The organism is Cupriavidus taiwanensis (genome assembly GCF_900249755.1).
Taxonomy (GTDB): domain Bacteria; phylum Pseudomonadota; class Gammaproteobacteria; order Burkholderiales; family Burkholderiaceae; genus Cupriavidus; species Cupriavidus taiwanensis_D.
Window position 1 is genome coordinate 80452 of the sequence record NZ_LT976854.1, and the last position, 20916, is coordinate 101367.

Annotated in this window: 18 protein-coding genes; 17 read left to right on the forward strand and 1 reads right to left on the reverse strand. The window is 64.7% G+C overall.

Translation table 11 applies throughout. From position 1 onward, the window contains the following. The first annotated feature begins 20 nt into the window (after positions 1-20). From CBM2594_RS16260 to CBM2594_RS16335, 16 genes are all read left to right on the forward strand, one after another. Positions 21-497, forward strand: a complete 477-nt coding sequence (locus tag CBM2594_RS16260) for a chemotaxis protein CheW (RefSeq protein ID WP_116357877.1) — start codon at positions 21-23, stop codon at positions 495-497. 119 nt (positions 498-616) lie between these two features. Next, the gene (locus CBM2594_RS16265; protein WP_116357878.1) at positions 617-2260 is read left to right on the forward strand and encodes a methyl-accepting chemotaxis protein; all 1644 of its coding nucleotides are present in this window, start codon (positions 617-619) and stop codon (positions 2258-2260) included. 121 nt (positions 2261-2381) lie between these two features. After that, a complete protein-coding gene (locus tag CBM2594_RS16270; protein WP_116357879.1) occupies positions 2382-4223 on the forward strand; it encodes a methyl-accepting chemotaxis protein in 1842 nt (613 codons plus the stop codon). 8 nt (positions 4224-4231) lie between these two features. Next, positions 4232-4966: a DUF4088 family protein gene (locus CBM2594_RS16275; protein WP_116357880.1), complete on the forward strand. Its 735-nt coding sequence runs from the start codon at positions 4232-4234 to the stop codon at positions 4964-4966. Between the two features lie 483 nt (positions 4967-5449). Then, positions 5450-5767 (forward strand): flagellar transcriptional regulator FlhD, encoded by a 318-nt coding sequence (gene flhD / locus CBM2594_RS16280; protein WP_010812713.1) that lies wholly within the window; start codon positions 5450-5452, stop codon positions 5765-5767. Continuing rightward, positions 5764-6369 (forward strand): flagellar transcriptional regulator FlhC, encoded by a 606-nt coding sequence (gene flhC, locus CBM2594_RS16285; RefSeq protein WP_011616430.1) that lies wholly within the window; start codon positions 5764-5766, stop codon positions 6367-6369. Before flhD ends, flhC begins: the two co-directional genes overlap by 4 nt. A 119-nt stretch (positions 6370-6488) precedes the next feature. Continuing rightward, positions 6489-7352, forward strand: coding sequence for a flagellar motor stator protein MotA (motA, locus tag CBM2594_RS16290; protein WP_012355101.1), 864 nt, complete (start codon positions 6489-6491; stop codon positions 7350-7352). Between the two features lie 33 nt (positions 7353-7385). Further along, positions 7386-8366: a flagellar motor protein MotB gene (gene motB / locus CBM2594_RS16295; protein ID WP_116357881.1), complete on the forward strand. Its 981-nt coding sequence runs from the start codon at positions 7386-7388 to the stop codon at positions 8364-8366. 55 nt (positions 8367-8421) lie between these two features. Then, on the forward strand, positions 8422-10425 hold the full coding sequence (cheA, locus tag CBM2594_RS16300) for a chemotaxis protein CheA (protein WP_116357882.1): 2004 nt from the start codon (positions 8422-8424) through the stop codon (positions 10423-10425). Positions 10426-10453: 28 nt separating this feature from the next. After that, positions 10454-10948 (forward strand): chemotaxis protein CheW, encoded by a 495-nt coding sequence (locus tag CBM2594_RS16305; protein WP_111521529.1) that lies wholly within the window; start codon positions 10454-10456, stop codon positions 10946-10948. A 25-nt stretch (positions 10949-10973) separates the two neighbouring features. Next, entirely contained in the window at positions 10974-11894 is a 921-nt protein-coding gene (locus tag CBM2594_RS16310) for a CheR family methyltransferase (RefSeq protein ID WP_198048155.1), read from the forward strand. Beyond that, entirely contained in the window at positions 11894-12544 is a 651-nt protein-coding gene (gene cheD, locus CBM2594_RS16315; protein WP_116357883.1) for a chemoreceptor glutamine deamidase CheD, read from the forward strand. Before CBM2594_RS16310 ends, cheD begins: the two co-directional genes overlap by 1 nt. Before the next feature lie 22 nt (positions 12545-12566). Further along, positions 12567-13649: a protein-glutamate methylesterase/protein-glutamine glutaminase gene (locus tag CBM2594_RS16320; protein ID WP_116357884.1), complete on the forward strand. Its 1083-nt coding sequence runs from the start codon at positions 12567-12569 to the stop codon at positions 13647-13649. A gap of 69 nt (positions 13650-13718) precedes the next feature. Continuing rightward, positions 13719-14105, forward strand: a complete 387-nt coding sequence (gene cheY, locus CBM2594_RS16325) for a chemotaxis response regulator CheY (protein WP_116357885.1) — start codon at positions 13719-13721, stop codon at positions 14103-14105. Between the two features lie 18 nt (positions 14106-14123). Continuing rightward, on the forward strand, positions 14124-14759 hold the full coding sequence (gene cheZ / locus CBM2594_RS16330; protein ID WP_116357886.1) for a protein phosphatase CheZ: 636 nt from the start codon (positions 14124-14126) through the stop codon (positions 14757-14759). Between the two features lie 653 nt (positions 14760-15412). Continuing rightward, on the forward strand, positions 15413-15703 hold the full coding sequence (locus CBM2594_RS16335) for a hypothetical protein (RefSeq protein WP_116357887.1): 291 nt from the start codon (positions 15413-15415) through the stop codon (positions 15701-15703). Positions 15704-16037: 334 nt separating this feature from the next. On the opposite strand, the gene CBM2594_RS16340 is transcribed toward CBM2594_RS16335, so the two are convergent. Further along, positions 16038-17549, reverse strand: a complete 1512-nt coding sequence (locus tag CBM2594_RS16340) for a hypothetical protein (RefSeq protein WP_116357888.1) — start codon at positions 17547-17549, stop codon at positions 16038-16040. Between the two features lie 323 nt (positions 17550-17872). Between CBM2594_RS16340 and CBM2594_RS16345 the strand changes: the two genes are divergently transcribed. Further along, positions 17873-20716 carry an ATP-binding protein gene (locus CBM2594_RS16345; protein WP_198048156.1) on the forward strand — a complete coding sequence of 948 codons (2844 nt, stop codon included), beginning with the start codon at positions 17873-17875 and terminating at the stop codon, positions 20714-20716. Positions 20717-20916: the final 200 nt, after the last annotated feature.

Consider the following 20916-nt stretch of genomic DNA (forward strand, 5'->3'; position numbering starts at 1 on the left):
CAAATTTGGGGGGCTAGACGATGCAGCACATCGACAAGGCAGACGGCGCGGGCGAGGAATTCCTGGCCTTTACCCTGGGCCGCGAGGAATACGGCGTCGATATCCTGAAGGTGCAGGAGATCCGCGGCTACGAGTCGGTCACCCAGATCGCCAATGCGCCCGACTACATCAAGGGCGTGATCAACCTGCGCGGCATCATCGTGCCGATCATCGACCTGCGCATCAAGTTCCGCCAGCCCAACGTCAGCTACGACCAGTACACAGTCGTCATCATCGTCGACCTCAACGAACGCACCACCGGCATCGTGGTCGACGGCGTCTCCGACGTGCTCACGCTGAGCCCCGCGCAGATCAAGCCCACGCCGCACTTTTCCGGCGAACTGGCCACCGACTACATCCGCGGGCTGGGCTCGGTCGAGCAACGCATGCTGATCCTGGTCGATATCGAGAAGCTGCTCGACACCGAAGAACTCGCCGCGCTGGAAGCGGTGTCCTGATCCTGCCGCAGCGCCCCCCGCCGTCCGGCAGGCGCAACCCGCCCGCCGGACCGAACCCGCCCCGCGGTGCGGCCGCATGGACCCATGCGGCGCGCCACCGGCACGCAGTACTGACATTGATGCGAAACAACCAACCCGTCACGCAGCGCGAGTACCAGCTGTCTCCCGCCGACTACCTGATCTCGCGCACCGACCTCAAGGGCCGTATCACCTTTGCCAACCGCACCTTTATCGAGGCCAGCGGCTTTACGGCGGAAGAATTGCTGGGCGCGCCGCACAACCTGGTGCGCCACCCCGACATGCCGCCCGAGGCGTTTGCCGACCTGTGGCAAGACCTGCAGGCCGGCCGCACCTGGATGGGCGTGGTCAAGAACCGCCGCAAGGACGGCGACTTCTACTGGGTCAACGCGACCGTGACGCCCACGCGCGTCGATGGCCGCGTGGTGGGCTACACCTCGGTGCGCTCGATGGCGACGCGCGAGCAGGTGCAGGCCGCGGGCGCCGCCTATGCGCGCTTTCGCGCCGGCCGTGCCGACGGCTTGGCGATCCGCCACGGCGCGGTGGTGCGCACCGGCGTGCGCGGCCTGGTGCAGGGGCTGCTGCGGCTGAACCTGAAGCGCCGCATCCTGTGGGCGCAGGCCGGCGGCCTGGTGTGGTTCCTGGCCGCGCTGGTCGCGGTGGAAGCGCTGGGCGGCGCCGGCACTGCCGCGTTGCGCCCGTGGCTGTGGGGCGGCTTTGCGCTGGCGCTGGCATCGTCGTTCGCCGCCGGCACCATGCTGCTGGCGCGCGTGAACCGGCCGGTGCGCGACATGCTGGACTTCGCGCTGCGCATGGGCGCGGGCGACCTGACCACGCGCTTCGAGCACCGCAGCACCGACGAGATCGGCGCGCTGGCGCAGGCGATGCAGACCATGCAGCGCAGCCTGCTGTCGGTGGTGCATGAGATCCAGGAAGGCATGGCCAGCATCTCGACCGCGACGCGCCAGGTGGCCGCGGGCAACAACGATTTGTCGCAGCGCACCGAGCAGCAGGCGGCGTCGCTGGAGCAGACCGCGTCGAGCATGGAAGAGCTGACCAGCACGGTGCGCCAGAACGCGGACAACGCGCGCCAGGCCAGCGGGCTGGCGGCAAATGCTTCGGATACCGCATTGCGCGGCGGCGAAGTGGTGGGCCGCGTGGTGCAGACCATGGACGAGATCAACGATGCGTCGAAGAAGATCGTCGACATCATCGGCGTGATCGAGGGCATTGCGTTCCAGACCAATATCCTGGCGCTGAACGCGGCGGTGGAAGCCGCGCGCGCGGGCGAGCAGGGCCGCGGCTTCGCGGTGGTGGCGGGCGAGGTGCGCAGCCTGGCGCAGCGCAGCGCCAATGCGGCCAAGGAGATCAAGGGACTGATCGGCGATACGGTCGAGCGCGTCGACAACGGCTCGGCGCTGGTGGGCCAGGCCGGCAAGACCATGGATGAGATCGTGCAGGCGGTCAAGCGCGTGACCGACATCATGGGCGAGATCAGCGCGGCATCGGCCGAACAGAGCTCGGGCATCGAGCAGGTGAACCAGGCGGTGGCGCAGATGGACGAGGGCACGCAGCAGAACGCGGCACTGGTCGAAGAAGCCGCCGCCGCGGCGGGCGCGCTCGAAGAGCAGGCGCTGCGGCTGCGCGATGCCGTCGCCACCTTCCGCGTCAGCATGCAGGCAGAGGTGCGGCCGCAGCGCCAGCCCGCGGCTGCGCGCGGCGATGCGGTGCTGGCACCGGCCTGAGGGCTGGGTCGGTACTGGCACGGTTTGGATCGAAGTGAAGGCAGCCGCGGTACCGCGGCTGCCAGCGTACACAGGGTGCGGCAGGCCGTGCCCGAGGCTTCAGTTACAAGGGGGAGTTGCTATGCATTGGTTCAATCAATTGCGCGTCACGACCAGGCTGGTTGCCGGATTCCTGGTCGTTGCCGTGATCGGCGCCGTGATGGGGCTGCTGGGCGTCGTCAACATGGGACGCATGGCGGACTGGACCGGCAAGATCTACCACGACGACCTGCGCGCGCTGAAGGCGGTGCAGGACGCCAACATCAACCTGGTCTACGCCAGCCGCTCGCAGATTGCGCTGCTGTCGGCATCGACCATGGGCGAGCGCTCGATCGAGAAGGAGCAGATCGGCAAATCGCTGGCCGCGATGGACGAGCGCATCCGCCAGGTGGCGGGCGCCTTCGAGAAGCCGGAGGGCAAGGCGCTGGTCAAGCAGTACCAGGACCTGTCGCCGGCATTCCGCGCGCGCATGGAGAAGTATGTCGAGCTGGTCAGCAAGCAGCCGCTGGATACCTCGCAGTTCGAAAGCCAGGTGTTCTCCGAAAGCGCTGACCTGCTCAAGGACAGCCACGCGCTGGAAGCGGTGATGCTGCAGATGGTCAAGCGCCGCGACGACCGCGCCCGCAACAACATGGAAGAAGCGCGCAGCGTCTACGACGCCACGCGCCTGTGGATGCTGGGCCTGGTGCTGGGCGGGCTGGCGCTGTCGGTGCTGCTGGGCGTGCTGCTGGCGCGCGCGCTGTCGCGCCAGCTGGGCGGCGAGCCGGGCTATGCCGCGGCCATCGCCGCGCGCATTGCCGAGGGCGATTTCTCGTCGCCGGTGACCACGCGCGCCGGCGACAAGAGCAGCCTGGTCTACGCGATGCAGCAGATGCAGCAGCAGCTGTCGCGCATGGTGCGGGATTTCAAGGCCTCGGCCGAATCGATCGGCAGCGCCTCGCGCGAGATTGCCGCGGGCAACAACGATTTGTCGCAGCGCACCGAGCAGCAGGCGGCGTCGCTGGAGCAGACCGCGTCGAGCATGGAAGAGCTGACCAGCACGGTGCGCCAGAACGCGGACAACGCGCGCCAGGCCAGCGGGCTGGCGGCCAACGCTTCGGACACGGCATTGCGCGGCGGCGAAGTGGTGGGCCGCGTGGTGCAGACCATGGACGAGATCAACGATGCGTCGAAGAAGATCGTCGACATCATCGGCGTGATCGAGGGCATTGCGTTCCAGACCAACATCCTGGCGCTGAACGCGGCGGTGGAAGCCGCGCGCGCGGGCGAGCAGGGCCGCGGCTTCGCGGTGGTGGCGGGCGAGGTGCGCAGCCTGGCGCAGCGCAGCGCCAACGCGGCCAAGGAGATCAAGGGGCTGATCGGCGATACGGTCGAGCGCGTCGACAACGGCTCGGCGCTGGTCGGCCAGGCCGGCAAGACCATGGATGAGATCGTGCAGGCGGTCAAGCGCGTGACCGACATCATGGGCGAGATCAGCGCGGCATCGGCCGAACAGAGCTCGGGCATCGAGCAGGTGAACCAGGCCGTGGCGCAGATGGACGAGGTCACGCAGCAGAACGCGGCGCTGGTCGAAGAAGCCGCCGCCGCCGCGGGCGCGCTGGAAGAACAGGCCAGCCGCCTGCAGTCCGCGGTGGCGACGTTCCGTCTGGCCGCGGAAGACGAGCGCGCGGATCGCTTCGAGGTATTGCCGGCGGCCGCGACGGTGCCCGCGAAGACCCAGCGCGCCGCGGGGGCAGCGCGTGCCATCGCCACTGCCAAGCGTGCGGCCAAGCTGCCCATGGCCAAGGCAGAAGCTGCCACCGGCGATGAAGCCGCGCGCGACGCGGCCGAACCGGCGCCGGCAAAGCCGGCACCGCGCGCCGCCGCCGTGACGCCGCGCCCGGCGCTTGCCGCCGCCGACAACGGCGACTGGAGCGCGTTCTGAGTGTTGCCATGACGACCGATATCACCCTGGCCCTGCCGCAAGAAGACGCGGCCAGGCTGCGCAAGGAATTCGACCAGTTCATCGGGGTCTCGACCGGGCTGGACCGCGAGTTCCTGCCGCCCGAGTTCAATGACTTCCTGCGCGCACGGCTGCTGCAGCATGACGGCCCGCTGACCGAGCGCGCGGTCTCGCGGCTGCTGTCCGGGGGTGAGTACGGCTGGGCCCGTCGCGTGTTCGACAAGCAGCTGCCCAATGCGCTCGCGGCGCTGATGCGCGACGCGCAGCGCTTCGGCTTCGGCCTGGCGGTGCAGCCTGGCTGGAGCGGCGAACAGCGCCTGGCGCATGCGCGCGAATGGGCCGCGCAGGTGCTGGCCGAGTGCGGCGCCGACAGCGCCTATACCGAAGCGCTGGCCACCCAGGTGGCGGCGTCGGCGGAAGACCTGCGCGCGCTGGAAGAGCGCATGCGCACGCCGGCATGGCGCCTGGCCGAAAGCCTGCGGCAGCGCGCCTATGACCTGATGTACGCGCTGCAGACCGAAGACAACGAGGCCGCCGGCCGCGCGCGCGTGGGCGAGTTGCGCGGCATGCTGGGGCTGGCGCTGGAGTACGGATCGGTGCAGCCCGAAGAAGCCTCGCGCGTGCTGGAGCAAGTGGAGCGCGTGCGCCCCGCGCTGTTCCGCGAAGCGCCCGACGATGTGTTCGCGCGCCTGGCGGCATGGCTGCGCCGCCTGTTCGGACAGTGAGACGGGTACCGCCGCATCGATGCAATGCGACGCCGAAATTCTGGACAGTATTACGAACACCATGCAGCGGCGATACACTCCGCGCGGCCTTCGTCAATAGAGGAATCCAGCAGGCTACCGACGCGCATGGCAGCGCGTTTGATGCGTATGACGTTTGCTGAACTGCCTTGAGTCAAATCAAACGTCAAGCGTGTGACTTGTTACAAAATGTGCGGCGCCAATGTATGTTTCATGCGACATTTGGTTCCCCCCCGCGTAAGTAGGGATTGGCATTGCGGGGCGATTGCCGATATAAACGTAACAGTCTTGCTTACACTCTGTAACACTTGTAACGGAGTTGATTACAGTTAGACACGGGCGTAGTTCCTTAGTCGTACGTTGTACCCGCCCGGCCGCATACAAACGATCTGGTCGCCGTGCCCCCAAGGGCAACGGTAAGCGCCGGACAAGCGGCTACGGTGGGTTTTTGGTAGCGGGGATAAATTGGAAAGCAGTGAAGTTCTCCAGGAGATCAGGGAGGTTAACCTCGCCTATCTGCTGCTCGCGCAACGACTCGTGCGCGAAAACCAGGTCGAAGCCATGTTCCGGCTCGGGGTCAGCAAGGAAATTGCGGATATCCTTGCCAAGCTGACCTCAGCGCAACTCGTCAAGCTGGCGGCATCCAACATGGTGCTGTGCAGGTTCCGCTTCGACGACCATGCGCTTCTGTCTACTCTCACCCACACGGCCAAGAGCCATGACATGCAGCAGATCCACGCCGCGATCCTGCTTGCGCGTCAGCCTGTGGAGTCGCTCAATTGACCGCGCTCCTGCAGGCCGAGCCTACCCGGAGTTATACGGCCACCTCCGTTCCCAGCCGCAAGAGCGTGCTCCAGGATGCCAACCAGACCCAGCTCGCGATCGAGCTGATCGGCCTGGGTGCGCGCCTGCAGGTGCTTGAGGCCGAGACCACGCTGTCGCGTGACCGGCTGATCCGCCTGTACAAGGAGCTGCGCGGCGTCTCGCCCCCCAAGGGCATGCTCCCCTTCTCGACGGACTGGTTCACCACCTGGCTGCCGAATATCCACTCGTCTCTGTTCTTCTCTGCCTACCAGTTCATGGTGCAGGAAGGCGAGACCGTGGGCATCCGCGCGGTGGTGGCGGCGTACCGCCTGTACCTCGAGCACGTTTCGCTGCTCGGCGGTGAAATTGTCTTAAGTTTCACGCGGGCCTGGACGTTAGTACGGTTCTTCGAGAGCAACATGCTGCAGCTGTCCCGGTGCACGTGTTGCGGCGGACAGTTTGTCACGCACGCGTATGAGCCGCACGCGAACTTTGTGTGCAGCCTGTGCCGTCCGCCGTCGCGCGCAGGGAAAGTGAAGAAGCTCTCGAAAGACGCCGCCGCCGTGCAGACCAACGCCTGATCCTGGTCAAGGTCCGCCGGCTGGCAAGCTTGCTGCGCTGGCGGACGGATTCTCTCCGTGCGCCCGTGCCGCGGGCCAATGAGCGTGGCTGACGCGCGTTTTTAGACGGGGATCCGATCGTGCTAGTAGTTCTTGGCTATGTCGTCGTGGTAGCGGCGGTGCTTGGCGGTTACGCCATGACCGGCGGCCATATGGGCGCGCTATATCAACCTGCGGAAGTGGTGATCATCGCCGGCGCCGCCATCGGCGCCTTCATCGCCACCAATACCGGCAAGGCCATCAAGGCCACCGCGCGTGCGCTGCCGGGCCTGTTCAAGAGTTCCAAGTACAAGAAAGAGCTGTACCTGGACGTCATGTCGCTGCTGTACGTGCTGCTGTCCAAGGCACGGCGCGAGGGCATCCTGTTCCTGGAAAAGGAAATCGCCGATCCCGCCGCCAGCAGCGTGTTCAGCCAGTACCCGCGCATCCTGTCCGATCCGGTGGTGATGGAATTCCTCACCGACTACCTGCGCATGATGGTCAACGGCAACATGAACGCATTCGAGATCGAGGCCCTGATGGACCACGAGATCGAGACCTTCCGCCATGAAGCCGAGATCCCCGCCCATGCGCTGTCGCGCGTCGGCGATGGCCTGCCGGCGTTCGGCATCGTCGCCGCGGTGATGGGCGTGGTGCATGCGCTGGGCTCGGCCGACCTGCCGCCCGCGGAACTGGGTGCGCTGATCGCGCACGCCATGGTCGGCACCTTCCTCGGCATCCTGCTAGCCTACGGCTTTATCTCGCCGCTGGCCGCGCGCATCGAGCTGCAGGTGTCCGAGAACGTCAAGGTCTACGAGTGCATCAAGGTGGTGCTGCTGGCTTCGCTCAACGGCTACGCGCCGCTGGTGGCGGTGGAGTTCGGCCGCAAGGTGCTGTACTCCACGGTGCGTCCGTCGTTCCTCGAGCTCGACGACCACGTGCGTGAAGTGAAGAGCCTGAACTAAGCAGCCGGCAACGCACGCAGCAAGGGGCACCACATGAGCAGCGCACACGATATGCGTCCGATCATCGTCCGCCGGGCGAAATCGCACGCCAGGCCGCACGGCAACCACAGCTGGAAGATTGCCTACGCCGACTTCATGACGGCGATGATGGCGCTGTTCCTGGTGCTGTGGCTGCTGTCCAGCGCCAACAAGAAAACGCTGGAAGGCATCGCCGAATACTTCCGCATGCCGCTCAAGGTGGCCATCGTCGGCGGCGAGAAAAGCAGCCAGTCGCCCAGCGTGATCCCGGGCGGCGGGCTGGACGCGATGCGCAAGGACGGCGAAGTCATGCGCGCCCGCGACAACGATCCCAGCGACGAACAGCGCCGCAACGAGCAGCAGGAAGCGCAGCGCCTGCGCGCGCTCAAGCAGCGCCTGGAACAGATCATCGAGAACAACCCGGTGCTGCGCCAGTTCCGCCCGCAGCTGCTGCTGGACATCACCAGCGAAGGCCTGCGCATCCAGATCCTGGATACGCAGAACCGGCCCATGTTCCGCACCGGCAGCGCCACCGTCGAAAGCTATATGCGCACCATCCTGCGCGAGATCGGCCCGGTGCTGAACGAGCTGCCCAACAAGGTCAGCCTGTCCGGCCATACCGATGCCGCCAACTATTCCAACGGCGAGCGCACCTACAGCAACTGGGAGCTGTCCGGCGACCGCGCCAACGCCTCGCGCCGCGAGCTGATCGCGGGCGGCATGCAGGAGGGCAAGGTGCTGCGCGTGCTGGGCCTGGCCGCGACCATGCCGCTCGACAAGCAAGACCTGCTCGCGCCTATCAACCGCCGCATCAGCATCGTGGTGCTGAACCAGAAGGCGCAGGCGCGCTTCGAAGCCGAGAACGCCAGCGCCGCCGCGGTCACGGTGGCGGCGCAGGCCGGCAAGGCCGCGCAGGAGATGCAGGCAGGACTGGCGGCAGCGTCGGGACCGGCCGCGGCACCCGCAGCAGCGCCGGCATCGGGCAGCAAACCATGACGCAGGACCGCTGCCGCAGCGTGCCCTGCGCCGTAACCAAGTGACTCAGGACGCCATGTCTGTCGATATCGATATCACTCAGTTTTACCAGACCTTCTTCGAGGAAGCGGAAGAGCTGCTCGTTGAAATGGAGCAGCTGCTGCTCGGCCTGGACATCGAGGCGCCCGATGCCGAGCACCTGAACGCGATCTTCCGGGCCGCGCACTCGATCAAGGGCGGCGCGGCGACCTTCGGCTTCGCCGCGCTGACCGAGACCACCCATATCTTCGAGAACCTGCTGGACCGCACGCGCCGGCAGGAACTGGCGTTGACCAGGACCATCATCGACACCTTTCTGGAAACCAAGGACGTGTTGCAAGACCAGCTCAACGCCTACCGCAACGGCACCGAACCCGATCCGGAAACGCTGGCGCGCATCTGCGCCGTGCTGCAGCAGCTGGCGCAGGAAGCCGCCGGCCATGACGCAGCCCCGGCACCCGTTGCAGCGCCCGCGCTGGTCGCTGCCGCAGCACCCGCAGCCGCGCCCGCCGGCGGCGCCCTGAAGATCCGGCTGATCAAGGTGTCGGCATCCGACCAGGCGCTGCTGCGCGAAGAACTCGCCAACCTGGGCGAGATCACCGGGCAGGAGGAAACCAGCGGCGAACTGGTGGTGTGGCTCAACACCCAATGCAGCGCCGACGACATCATCGCGGTGTGCTGCTTCGTGATCGACGTCGACCAGATCGTGATCGAAGCCGCGGCCGCCGCGCCGGCCCCGGCCGCGCCTGCCGCGCCCGCGCCCGCACCAGTGGCTGCCGCCCCCGCACCGGCCCCGGCCGCCACCGCCACGCGCGAGAAAGCCAAGGCCGCGCCGGCCCCCGCGCCCGCACACGGCGAAGGCTCGATCCGCGTGCCGACCGAGAAGGTCGACCAGATCATTAACCTGGTGGGCGAGCTGGTGATCACGCAGTCGATGCTGGCGCAGACCGCCTCGTCGCTGGACCCGGTGCTGTTCGACCGCCTGTTCTCCGGCATGGGCCAGTTGGAGCGCAATGCGCGCGACCTGCAGGAAGCGGTGATGTCGATCCGCATGATGCCGATGGACTACGTGTTCTCGCGCTTCCCGCGGCTGGTGCGCGACCTGGCCAGCAAGCTCGGCAAGCAGATCGACCTTGTCACCTTCGGCAAGGCGACCGAGCTGGACAAGAGCCTGATCGAACGCATCATCGATCCGCTGACGCACCTGGTGCGCAACAGCCTGGATCACGGCATCGAAACCCCCGACAAGCGCGTCGCCGCCGGCAAGGATCCGACCGGCCAGCTGATCCTGTCGGCGCAGCACCATGGCGGCAATATCGTCATCGAAGTCAGTGACGACGGCGGCGGCCTGAACCGCGAGCGCATCCTGGCCAAGGCCATCCAGAACGGCCTGCCGGTGTCCGAGACCATCACCGACGAAGAAGTCTGGCAACTGATCTTCGCGCCGGGCTTCTCCACCGCCGAGGTCGTCACCGACGTCTCCGGCCGCGGCGTGGGCATGGACGTGGTCAAGCGCAACATCCAGGAGATGGGCGGCCATGTGCAGATCAGCTCGCGCCCGGGCCTGGGCACCACCATCCGCATCGTGCTGCCGCTGACGCTGGCGATCCTGGACGGCATGTCGGTCAAGGTGGGCGAAGAGACCTTCATCCTGCCGCTGAACTGCGTGATGGAGTCGCTGCAGCCCAAGGCCGAAGACGTGCACACAGCCGCCAACTCCGATCGCGTCATGCACGTGCGCGGCGAGTACCTGCCGCTGCTGGAGATGCACCGCGTGTTCAACGTGTCCGGCGCGCTGCAGGAGCCCACGCAGGGCATCGCCGTGATCCTGCAGGCCGAAGGCAAGCGCTTCGCGCTGCTGGTGGACCAGCTGATCGGCCAGCACCAGGTGGTGCTGAAGAACCTGGAAACCAACTACCGCAAGGTGCCGTGCATTTCCGCGGCGACCATCCTTGGCGACGGCAGCGTGGCGCTGATCGTCGATGTCGGCGCGCTGCAGCGCACCGGCGTGCGCCGGCAGGAACCGGCGCTGCAGCAGTAATCGTCCAATCACAGGAGAACAAGACATCATGGCCGGCATCGGACACATCGATACCCCCGGAAGCGACGCTTCGGGCCAGGAGTTCCTGGTCTTCACGCTGGGGTCGGAGGAATACGGCATCGACATCCTCAAGGTGCAGGAGATCCGCAGCTACGAGACCGTCACGCGCATCTCCAGCGCGCCCGACTTCATCAAGGGTGTGACCAACCTGCGCGGCGTGATCGTGCCGATCGTCGACCTGCGTTTGAAGTTCCGCCTGGGCAACGTGCGCTACGACCACCAGACCGTGGTCATCATCCTCAACGTGGCCGGCCGCGTGGTGGGGATCGTGGTCGATGGCGTGTCGGACGTGCTCACGCTGACCGGCGATGCGATCAAGCCCGCGCCGGAGTTCGGCGTGTCGATCTCGACCGAGCACCTGACCGGCCTGGGCACCATCGACGGCCGCATGCTGGTGCTGATCGATATCGAGAAGCTGATGACCAGCCCAGAGATGGCGCTGGTCGAAGCCGAGTACGCCTGATTTTTGCATTGCCGAAGCACAACCCATGACGCCGTTCCGCAACGCTGCCAGCGTATCCGCGCACACCGGCCCGGCCTCCGCGCCGGCCGCCCTGCTGCGGCGCGACGACGCGCGCGACTTCCTGCTGACCGAGCGCGACTTCGAGCAGATCCGCGCGCTGATCCACCGGCGCGCCGGGATCTCTCTGGGCAGCCACAAGCGCGAGATGGTCTACAGCCGCCTCGCGCGCCGGCTGCGCACGCTGCAGCTGACCGACTTTGCCTCGTACCTGGCACTGCTGGAAGCGGATGACCGGTCGCCGGAGTGGGAGTTCTTCACCAACGCGCTGACCACCAACCTGACCTCGTTCTTCCGCGAGGCGCACCACTTCCCGCTGCTGGCCGAACACGCCAAGAAGGTCGGCCGCCCCTACAGCGTCTGGTGCTCGGCCGCGTCCACCGGCGAAGAACCGTATTCGATCGCCATCACCCTGGCCGAGGCGCTGGGCGACCGCGCCGGCACCGTGCTGGCCACCGACATCGACACCCAGGTACTGGCCAAGGCCCGCAGCGGCGTCTATTCGGCCGAGCAGGTGGCGCGGCTGTCGCCGGAACGGCTCAAGCGCTTCTTCCTGAAGGGCACCGGCCCGCGCACCGGCTCGGTCAAGGTCAAGCCGGAGCTGGCCGCCACCATCGCGTTCGAGCCGCTGAACCTGCTCGCGCCCGACTGGGGCATGCGCGAGCAGTTCGACGCCATCTTCTGCCGCAACGTGATGATCTACTTCGACAAGCCGACCCAGGGCCGCATCCTGGAGCGCTTCGTGCCGCTGCTCAAGCCGCACGGGCTGCTGTTCGCCGGCCATTCGGAGAACTTCTCCTACGTTACGCGCGCGTTCCAGCTGCGCGGGCAGACCGTCTATGAACTGGCGCCAGCCGCGCAGGCCGCCGCCAGCCGGGGCAGACCGTAATGCGCACGCCCCACCTGCCTGAAGCGCTGGCCACGCGCACGTATTTCGACCGCGAGTTCGGCAAGCAGGCCATCAAGCTGCTGCCCAACGAGTACTACGTGACGCGCGACGACGTGGTGCTGACCACCGTGCTGGGCTCATGCGTGGCCGCCTGCATCCGCGACGAAGTCGCCGGCGTCGGCGGCATGAACCACTTCATGCTGCCGGACGACGACGGCAGCGCCGACCGCATGCTGTCCGCATCGATGCGCTACGGCAGCTATGCGCTGGAAGTGCTGATCAACGAACTGCTCAAGATGGGCGCGCGCCGCGAGCGGCTGGAGGCCAAGGTCTTCGGCGGCGGCGCGGTGCTGGCCAACATGACCACGCTGAACATCGGCGACCGCAACGCGGACTTCGTGCTGCGCTACCTGAAGACCGAAGAAGTCCGCGTGGCGGCGCAAGACCTGCGCGGCCCGCATGCGCGCCGCGTCAGCTATTTCCCGATCGGCGGGCTGGCGCTGGTGCGCCGCCTGACGCGGCAGGACGACCAGGTTTCGGTGGCGCGCGACGAACGCGCGCTGGCGCGGGCCATTGCCACTTCGGCGCGCGAACCTTCGCGCTCGCCAGAACTGTTTGCGCGGCAGGCGTACCCGCGCCCGCTTCCCTGAAACCCTACAAGCACGACCAATCATGACTGCCGCCAAGATCAAGGTGCTCTGCGTGGATGACTCCGCGCTGATCCGCAGCCTGATGACGGAGATCATCAACAGCCAGCCCGACATGGAAGTGGTCGGCACCGCGCCCGACCCGCTGGTCGCGCGCGACCTGATCAAGCGCCTGAACCCTGACGTGCTGACGCTCGACGTCGAAATGCCGCGCATGGACGGACTCGACTTCCTGGAGCGGCTGATGCGGCTGCGGCCGATGCCGGTGCTGATGGTGTCGTCGCTGACCGAGCGCGGATCGGAGATCACCATGCGCGCGCTGGAACTGGGCGCGGTGGACTTCGTCACCAAGCCCAAGCTGGGCATCCGCGACGGGCTGCTCGAATACACCGACACCATCGCCGACAAGCTGCGCGCCGCATCACGCGCGCGCGTGCGCGCGGCCGCGCAACCGGCCACGCCCTCCGCCACCGGCACGGCGCCGGTGCCGATGCTGCGCAGCCCGCTGCTGTCGACCGAGAAGCTGATCATCCTGGGCGCCTCCACCGGCGGCACCGAGGCCATCAAGGAATTCCTGATGCCGCTGCCGCCCGACAGTCCCGCGGTAATGATCGTGCAGCATATGCCGGCTGGTTTCACGCGCTCGTTCGCGCAGCGGCTGGACGGCCTGTGCCGCATCACGGTCAAGGAAGCCGTGCATGGCGAGCGCGTGCTGCCGGGCCATGCCTATATCGCGCCGGGCGACTCGCACCTGCTGCTGGCACGCAGCGGCGCCAACTACGTCGCGCACCTGTCGCAGGAGGCGCCGGTCAACCGCCATCGCCCGTCGGTGGACGTGCTGTTCGATTCCGCCGCGCAGCACGGCGGCAAGAACGTGATCGGCGTGATCCTGACCGGCATGGGCCGCGACGGCGCCCGCGGCATGCTGCGCATGCGCGAGGCCGGCGCCTACAACCTGGCGCAGGACGAGCACACCTGCATCGTGTTTGGCATGCCGAAGGAGGCGATTGCCGCCGGCGGCGTGCATGAAGTCGTGCCCTTGCCGGCGATGACCCAGCGCGTCATGGCGCGACTGGCCACCTACGGCACGCGCGCGCAACGAGTCTGATCGCGCCGGCAAGCCGAAACAACAAAGCCGGACCCACCAGCCATCACTGCATTTACTGGAGTCTATAAAGTGGACAAGAACATCAAGATCCTGGTCGTGGATGATTTCCCGACCATGCGCCGGATCATCCGCAACCTGCTCAAGGAACTGGGTTTCGTCAACGTCGAGGAAGCCGAAGACGGCGCCGCCGGCCTGGAAAAAGCCAGGGACGGCAGCTTCCAGTTCGTGATCTCGGACTGGAACATGCCCAACATGGACGGCCTGACCATGCTGCAGGCCATCCGCGCCGACGCCAACATCGGCAAGATCCCGGTGCTGATGGTCACCGCCGAAGCCAAGAAGGAAAACATCATCGCCGCGGCCCAGGCCGGCGCCAACGGCTACGTGGTCAAGCCCTTCACGGCCGCCACGCTGGACGAGAAGATCACCAAGATCTTCGAAAAACTTGGCGGCTGAGGCGGAGGCGCGTTTGTCATGACCCCCACCCTGAGCAACGATTCCGCCGAACAACTGATCCTGCGCATCGGCAACCTGACGCGCATGCTGCGCGACAACATGCGCGAGCTCGGCCTGGACAAGGAAATCGAGCGCGCCGCGCAAGCCATCCCCGACGCGCGCGACCGCCTCAACTACATCGCCGCGATGACCGAGCAGGCCGCCGAACGCACGCTCAACGCGGTCGAACTGGCGCAGCCGATCCAGTCCGACATCGAACAGCAGGCCGAAACGCTCGACCAGCGCTGGGCCGCATGGTTCGAACAACCGGTGGAACTGGCCGACGCCCGCTCGCTGGTGCTGGACACCCGCGCCTTCCTGTCCGAGGTGCCCGGCCAAGCCCGCGCCACCAACAGCCACCTGCTCGACATCATGATGGCGCAGGACTTCCAGGACCTGACCGGCCAGGTCATCAAGAAGATGATGGACATGATCCGCGCACTGGAGCAGGAACTGCTGCAGGTGCTGATCGACAACGTGCCGTCCGAGCGGCGCGTGGAAGTGCAGGCGCCGTCGACGCTGATGAATGGTCCGCAGGTGAATCCGGAAGGGAAGCCGGATGTGGTGTCGGACCAGGCGCAGGTGGATGATTTGTTGGCTAGTTTGGGGTTCTGAGGGTTTGGCTGGGCTGGGGGTGGGAAGCCTTCGGCTGCGCTGCGCGCCCCAATCTCAGGTCTTGAGAGTTGGCACGGAATGCATCGCTGCTCTCGCACAGCGTTGTCGCGCGCGAGCCCAACAGCTTGTGTCCTCCCGCATGTTTGCTCCCCTCTCCCGCCTGCGGGAGAGGGGCGGGGGTGAGGGCCCGGCGCATCCACGAAGTGAACCACATCAACACCCGCGCACCGCTTCATCCCGGCAATCCGGCGATGAACGTCTTTTAAGAGTTTGCCCATACTCGCGCTTGCTGCGCCTCTTCATACTGGGCTCGTCGCTGCGTCGTGGCGACCGGGTTTAGCAGCCCGGAGAGAGAGCCGAACGTTCGTCTTCTGGCGGTACACTTACGTCCGCTGTGCCTGCGCACGCCCCTTCTTTGGGCGGGCCCTGGCAGGGGAGCCTTCGGGCTCGCCGGCTTTCGGCTCTTTCCCGGTCTGCTAACCCTGCCTTGCGCCCGCCCACCCCAATCAGCACCCGGGGAGCGGGACTGAACCTGTATGGATAAGGGGGCATTCCCATGCTTCATTTCTTACTTGCCCATTCTGGGCCATTGGCAACCTCCAGTACCTTCACAATGCAGCAGCGCGCGCGTGCCGCGTATGTGGAGGTGCGCCATGTATAGCCATAGTCATCACGGTATTACGGCGGAACACAATGGTGTCGATATGCTCGTCACCGCCCACAGTCCGGGGGAGAATCCATTGAGTCTTGCGGTGCAACGGGCGGCGCAGCTTCATGGGCTTTTGCTTATGGCTAGTGAGCATGGGGCGGCTGGTTTGGAGGCGGTGGATTTGGAGCAGGGGGTTTGGGAGAGTTTGCTTTCTCTTGCGGCTTGGCTGGCGCATGAGACGCAGGTGTTGAGTGAGTTGGCGGTGGTGGAGGGGCAGGGGGTGGAGGTTGAGTGATGTTGGGTGGGGCGTGCAGTCGTGCAGTTGGCTGCCGCCTCATCTTAAAAGTACTGGTTCTGAGGGTCGCAGAACGCCCCCGACCTGCCAGTCAGGCGTGCTACGGACACTCCAATGCTGTATCTGAGGGGGAAGACTGAGAGTCCTACTGGCTCTCTCGAAGCGAAGATCGTAAGCCTGCGGTCAGTACCGTCTGGACGTTGAAACATTCATAAGCCCAATTGGTCGCGCTCACGTAGTCTGCGCGACGCGGGGTGCTGGCGGCCTTCGTAGGGGGCAGGCATCGTTTGAGCAGGCTTCATGTTGGTTCCTCCGGAACTTTGAAGTAGGGCGCTCAGGCCGCCTCAGCGAGAACACGGAATCGTTGGATTTCGCCGAAGGCGAACACGTTAGGGTTGTCGGTGGCTACGGGGAAGCGACTGATGACGTAGTGCTTGACTTTGTTCAGGCCAAGCTTGGTCATGAGTACCTGCTCGCGGCCACGTTCCTTGTCCAACGCTGCAGCATAAGCCTTGTCAAGGGTGCGGTTGTAGCGAGCGAATTTTTTGACGTCCGTCTCGATTCGATCAAGGTCAACGAGATTGTTCTTGCACTGAAGGTTGTAGATGACGCCTTCTAGGACAGCGACCACGTCAAATTCCGCCCGGTTCACCCGCTTGATGTCCTGAATCTTGAAGCCCTGAGCTTCCAAAGCCTTCTTCAAGGTACCCTCGAAAATGAAGCCCGAGCGAATCTGGTAGCGCCGAACTCGATTGAGGCAGACGTTCTTCCAGTGATAGGCGAACCTGCTCAAAAGCACAACCGAAGTCACAACCGTTTCCCCCACAGCAGTAAACGGCGCGTGCGTACAGGTGTTCTGAACGAAGTCGCCGCAGTCGACGACCAATCTCATGCGCAGCGCGCTCGGAAGGTCGAGCTCCTCCATCAATTCGAGCAGGCGCGCACGGGATAGCTTGATCAAGTAGTGTCCCGTCACATCGGGCAGTATTTTCATGATGAATGCCGACAGAGCGCCGTATGACGTGTCTTGGAGGTTGAACTCCGCATAGGCGCCTGCAATCTTGATCAGGTCGTTGTTGAGCTCGGCCGCCGAGAAGATGACCTTGCTGCTCACCGGAAGGAACTTCGAATGGTCTATGCGATCGGTGGGCATTTCCATGATGCCAACACGCTCAGGCTCGAGAAACGCTTGATCGAGGGCCTCGAAACAACGATTGGCCAGGACTCCGCGTGACTGCGTGTCAAAGGCAAGCTCAAAGTCGGGGAAAACACGAGCTAGCATTACGTTGTGGTGCATGTTGATGATACCCACTCCCATGTGCTCCACGATCTCGAGCAGCCTGCCGAGCGCGCCGTGTGCGGGCAAGGGTTGTGTACCCCTACACATCGTCGGAATGGAGTGCACCACAGCTAGCAGAAGGCGCCTTCGCGATTGAATGTATGCCAAGGCGCCACCGCCCGAAGACAGCATTTCCGCAGCCGGTATTCCTCTGGCGGCCAGCGTGGTAGCCAGCGCACACATCTCCCTCAGTGCCATGGTGAGCCGGCCCACCACGGGTGCATCAAACTGCTGCGCTAAGCCATCTGCGATCGGCTTCAAGCTCCTGCTGACAGCGATGATGTCGAGGAACGGGAGGCCGGCGATTTCCTGCATCAATTGCTTGTCTTTTAACTCCAGGGGAAGATTTAGCAGTTCTTCGGCACGCTGAAGGGCATCGAACGCAACTTCGAAAGCTTGAATGGCCTCATAAGGAGCAAGCTCGTTCGCCAGCGCATTACTCCATTCTGTAATCCATTGGGCGGCCTGTCGCTCTGCTTCTTGCCCCGTTAGACGCGTCATTGTCATGGCACCTCAGTCACTGAAGTCGATGGAGAGATCACTTCGCATTGCGTCAGATATCGGTGATCATCCAATAATTGATCGCAGCTGCGAAGCTGCTGTTCGTTGTTTTTCAACGACGGGAGACCTGCGGTTATTAATTTGGGTCCCGGGTACTCAACGAAGCTATTATTATTTTCAGCCTCTTGTCGGGTGCTCTGTTTTCAATACCTTTTAAGAGCCGGGGGCAGCGTTGGTCGAGACGAAGGCACCAATCGCCAGCTGAAGGCCGCTAATGCCCACGCATCACGCGGCCACTCGTCGCTCGCGCTTTGATTAGGACCTTAAGAATGGCTGACTCCGCGCCTCCCACCCTCGACCCTGCCCAAGAGGTTCGCATCGAGGCCGTACATGGCGGATTTCTGTACCAGCATCTGTATGCCGTCGGCTGTCTCCTCGCCGCCGCTCGCCTGAACGCGACGCAGATCGTCATCGAGCGCGACGAGGATATCGAGGTCGAAACAGGGCAAGGCCGCACTTACATTCAGGTCAAGAAGCGCAATCGACCGATCATCCGCAGCGACATCCAGTCCGCGTTCAACAGGTTCGAGGTGCTTCGGGAAGAGCACCGCCAAGGGCGCCGAGCGGGCGCGGCGACTTTCGCGATTGTGGTCAATCAACTGCTGGGGCCTGAGTTGGCCTCCGACGTGGCGTCTGGGGCGATTTCGCCGGACGTCGAGGTGATGTGGCCCGGCCGTCCGCCAAACTCCGTGTTTGCGGGCTTCCCGCCGGCTTGGTCATCGATTGATGATGCCCTGGCATGGTGTGTTCAGGCGGCGTCGACTGTTCCGCTCGCGATGTTGGCGCCGGACTCGCTGGTCTGGAAGCTCGCGGGCCGTGTCCTGTCCGCCGCGGCAGGCACGGCACCGCACGCCGACCATGCCTTCGCAGCCTCTGATCTGCCGTTCCTGTTCGAGCAACTTCTAGTGCAGCTCCAGGACTTTCCGTCTCCGCCTCTCCGATATCGTCCCCAGGCCGACGAGCCCGAGATCGACAGCGGAGCTAGGGTCAGGATCATTTCGGGCTTTTCCGGCGCCGGCAAGACCTCCTGGGCCTCACAGGCAGCCACCTACAGCCGTCACAACTGTGCCTACTACGATTGCGCCGAGACACCAGGAGAGGCGATCGCGCCGTCGCTCGTGCGGGAGCTTACCGCGAAGCTCGTGGGGGCCAGCCCAGAAGCGGTACGGCGCATCCTAATGCCCGGAGCCACTGGGATCGAGTCGTTCCGCGCGCTCGACGTCCACTTGGGACAGATAGGCCTGACCTCGACGGTCGTTCTCGACAACGTCCACCGCGTCCCGGCCGAAAGCATCCAGCGCCTGGTCAATGCGAGTGCGCACCTGCGCATGGTGCTGCTGTCCCAGCCGGTGGGCTCGCTGCCAGAGATCGAAGCCCTGCTGGGAATCAAGCGTGAGACGCTCAATGGCTGGAGCGTCGATGAGGTAGCTGCGGCGTCGGCGTCCTGGGGTTGCCGTGGTGATGCGACGGCAATGGGGCGGCTCCGAAGCGTGACTGGCGGCATGCCCCTGTTTGTCCAGAGTGCGGCGGCCATCGCCCGGGAGGAATACCAAGGATCGGTGCCCGAGCTGTGCAACGCCCTGGAAGCACTAACGAGCACTGCTGAGACCGCCCAAGAAATCATCTTGGCGAAGGTGTTCAGCGCGCTGCCTGAACCGGTTCAGCGTTGCGTTGCCGTTCTCGGCCTGTCTGACATTGGCCTGGAGCATCAAGAAGTCCAAAGCTGGTTACAGCGCGCTCTTGGTGTCACGGAACAAGCCGTTGCGGCGGCGCTGAGGACGCTCCGCTCCTGGGGTGTCGTAGAAGTTTTCGGCGCCAAGCAGGTGAAGCTCCATGACGCTCTTCGCCTTCTGGGAGGTCAGCACTTGGCGATGCTGCCGCCGGAGACCCGGAAGGCATCGCTGACGGGGCTCAAAGAGCTGTTGCTGCTTTCTCTGTACCGCGAGCGTGACACCTCGCGGTTCTCGCTGCTGACGCGCGTACTGTTGGCGGCAGACGACGTGAAGATTCTGGTCGACTTGATCGGGGAGGAGATGTTTCACGAGATGGGCGTCGCCACGGAGATGTGGCACCACCTCGAGGAGCTCGTTTCTCGCGAAGGGGTTGATGCAGAACAGCACTACTGGGCGTTGGACGGCTTGGTTTTCTCCGACATCAAGCGTGGCCGGTATGAGCTGCTGCCGCCTCGGTTCGCAAAAATGCAACACCTGATCGATGAGGGCGGACTCGGCAACGACGCGCTCGTGTCGTTCACGATGAAGCGGATGTTCTATGACGCCTATCTAAAGGACACAAAAAGCGTCACGGCCGCGATCGCAAAGCTCAGGAGACTTGTACCTGAGAACGATGTTCACCAGCGCGTTTACTTGTACAACGCAGCGGCCTCCATGCTTGAACTCGGGCAACTGGAGCAGGCGCTTGCGCTGGCCAGCGACGTGGTCGACGCAAACTTTCGCGCGCTTGGCATCACGGCCAAGCAGGTCCACCTGCAGCAGGCGCCAGCGATCCGGCAGATGATCAACTGGTCGGTGATCGATCACGCTGACGTCAAGCGGTTGGCCGACGCGCTGGACTTGAAGGCGAAGGTGAGTAAAGCCCTTCACCTGATCGACCCGTTCCTGCTAATCCAGGCGATGAAGTTCTACGGCATTGCCGGCGCCGTCGAGTCGGTAGTTCGCGTCGGGCAGGATCTGGCCGACGAGTTCGTTTTCCGACACGACTTCGTTGGGGCTCGCGAGGTGCTCGAGCAGCACGTCATACCGGTCGTCACAGGCAACAAGCTCCTGACAAAAAATATTGGGGCGCGCGGTCAATACGCCGTCGTTTTGGCCTACTGCGGCGACTATGCTGCGGCTGAGCGAGAGATGGCACGGCTGCAGCCTTATGTCGATGGGCTGGACGACCGAGAGCGTACCGAGCTCCAGAGCCAGTTCGACCTGATAGGGCGGATCAAACGCAGGCCCATCCCTCAGCGCCGATTTGGGATGCCACCCCCCGCCGTCAAAGCCATGCCCATTCGCCCGCGTCAGGTCGAGAAGGTTGGGCGCAACGACCCGTGTCCTTGTGGATCGGGCCAAAAATTCAAGAAGTGCGATTGTGACTTGACCGCCTGAGGCAGCCCTGGATCCAAGGTAACATTCCGCCATCACCATCCTTGAAGACGGTCGTTAATACCCGGCGGTGATGCAGGAGGATGTTTTGGAGCTGGCGCGTCGAGGGCCGCCACTCTGGTAATCGGCCTGCGCGTGATCGATTTGCTCTAGCTGGTCGCGGTCCTCAATCCACGTGAGCGGAGGCTGAAGGGAGCTAGAGG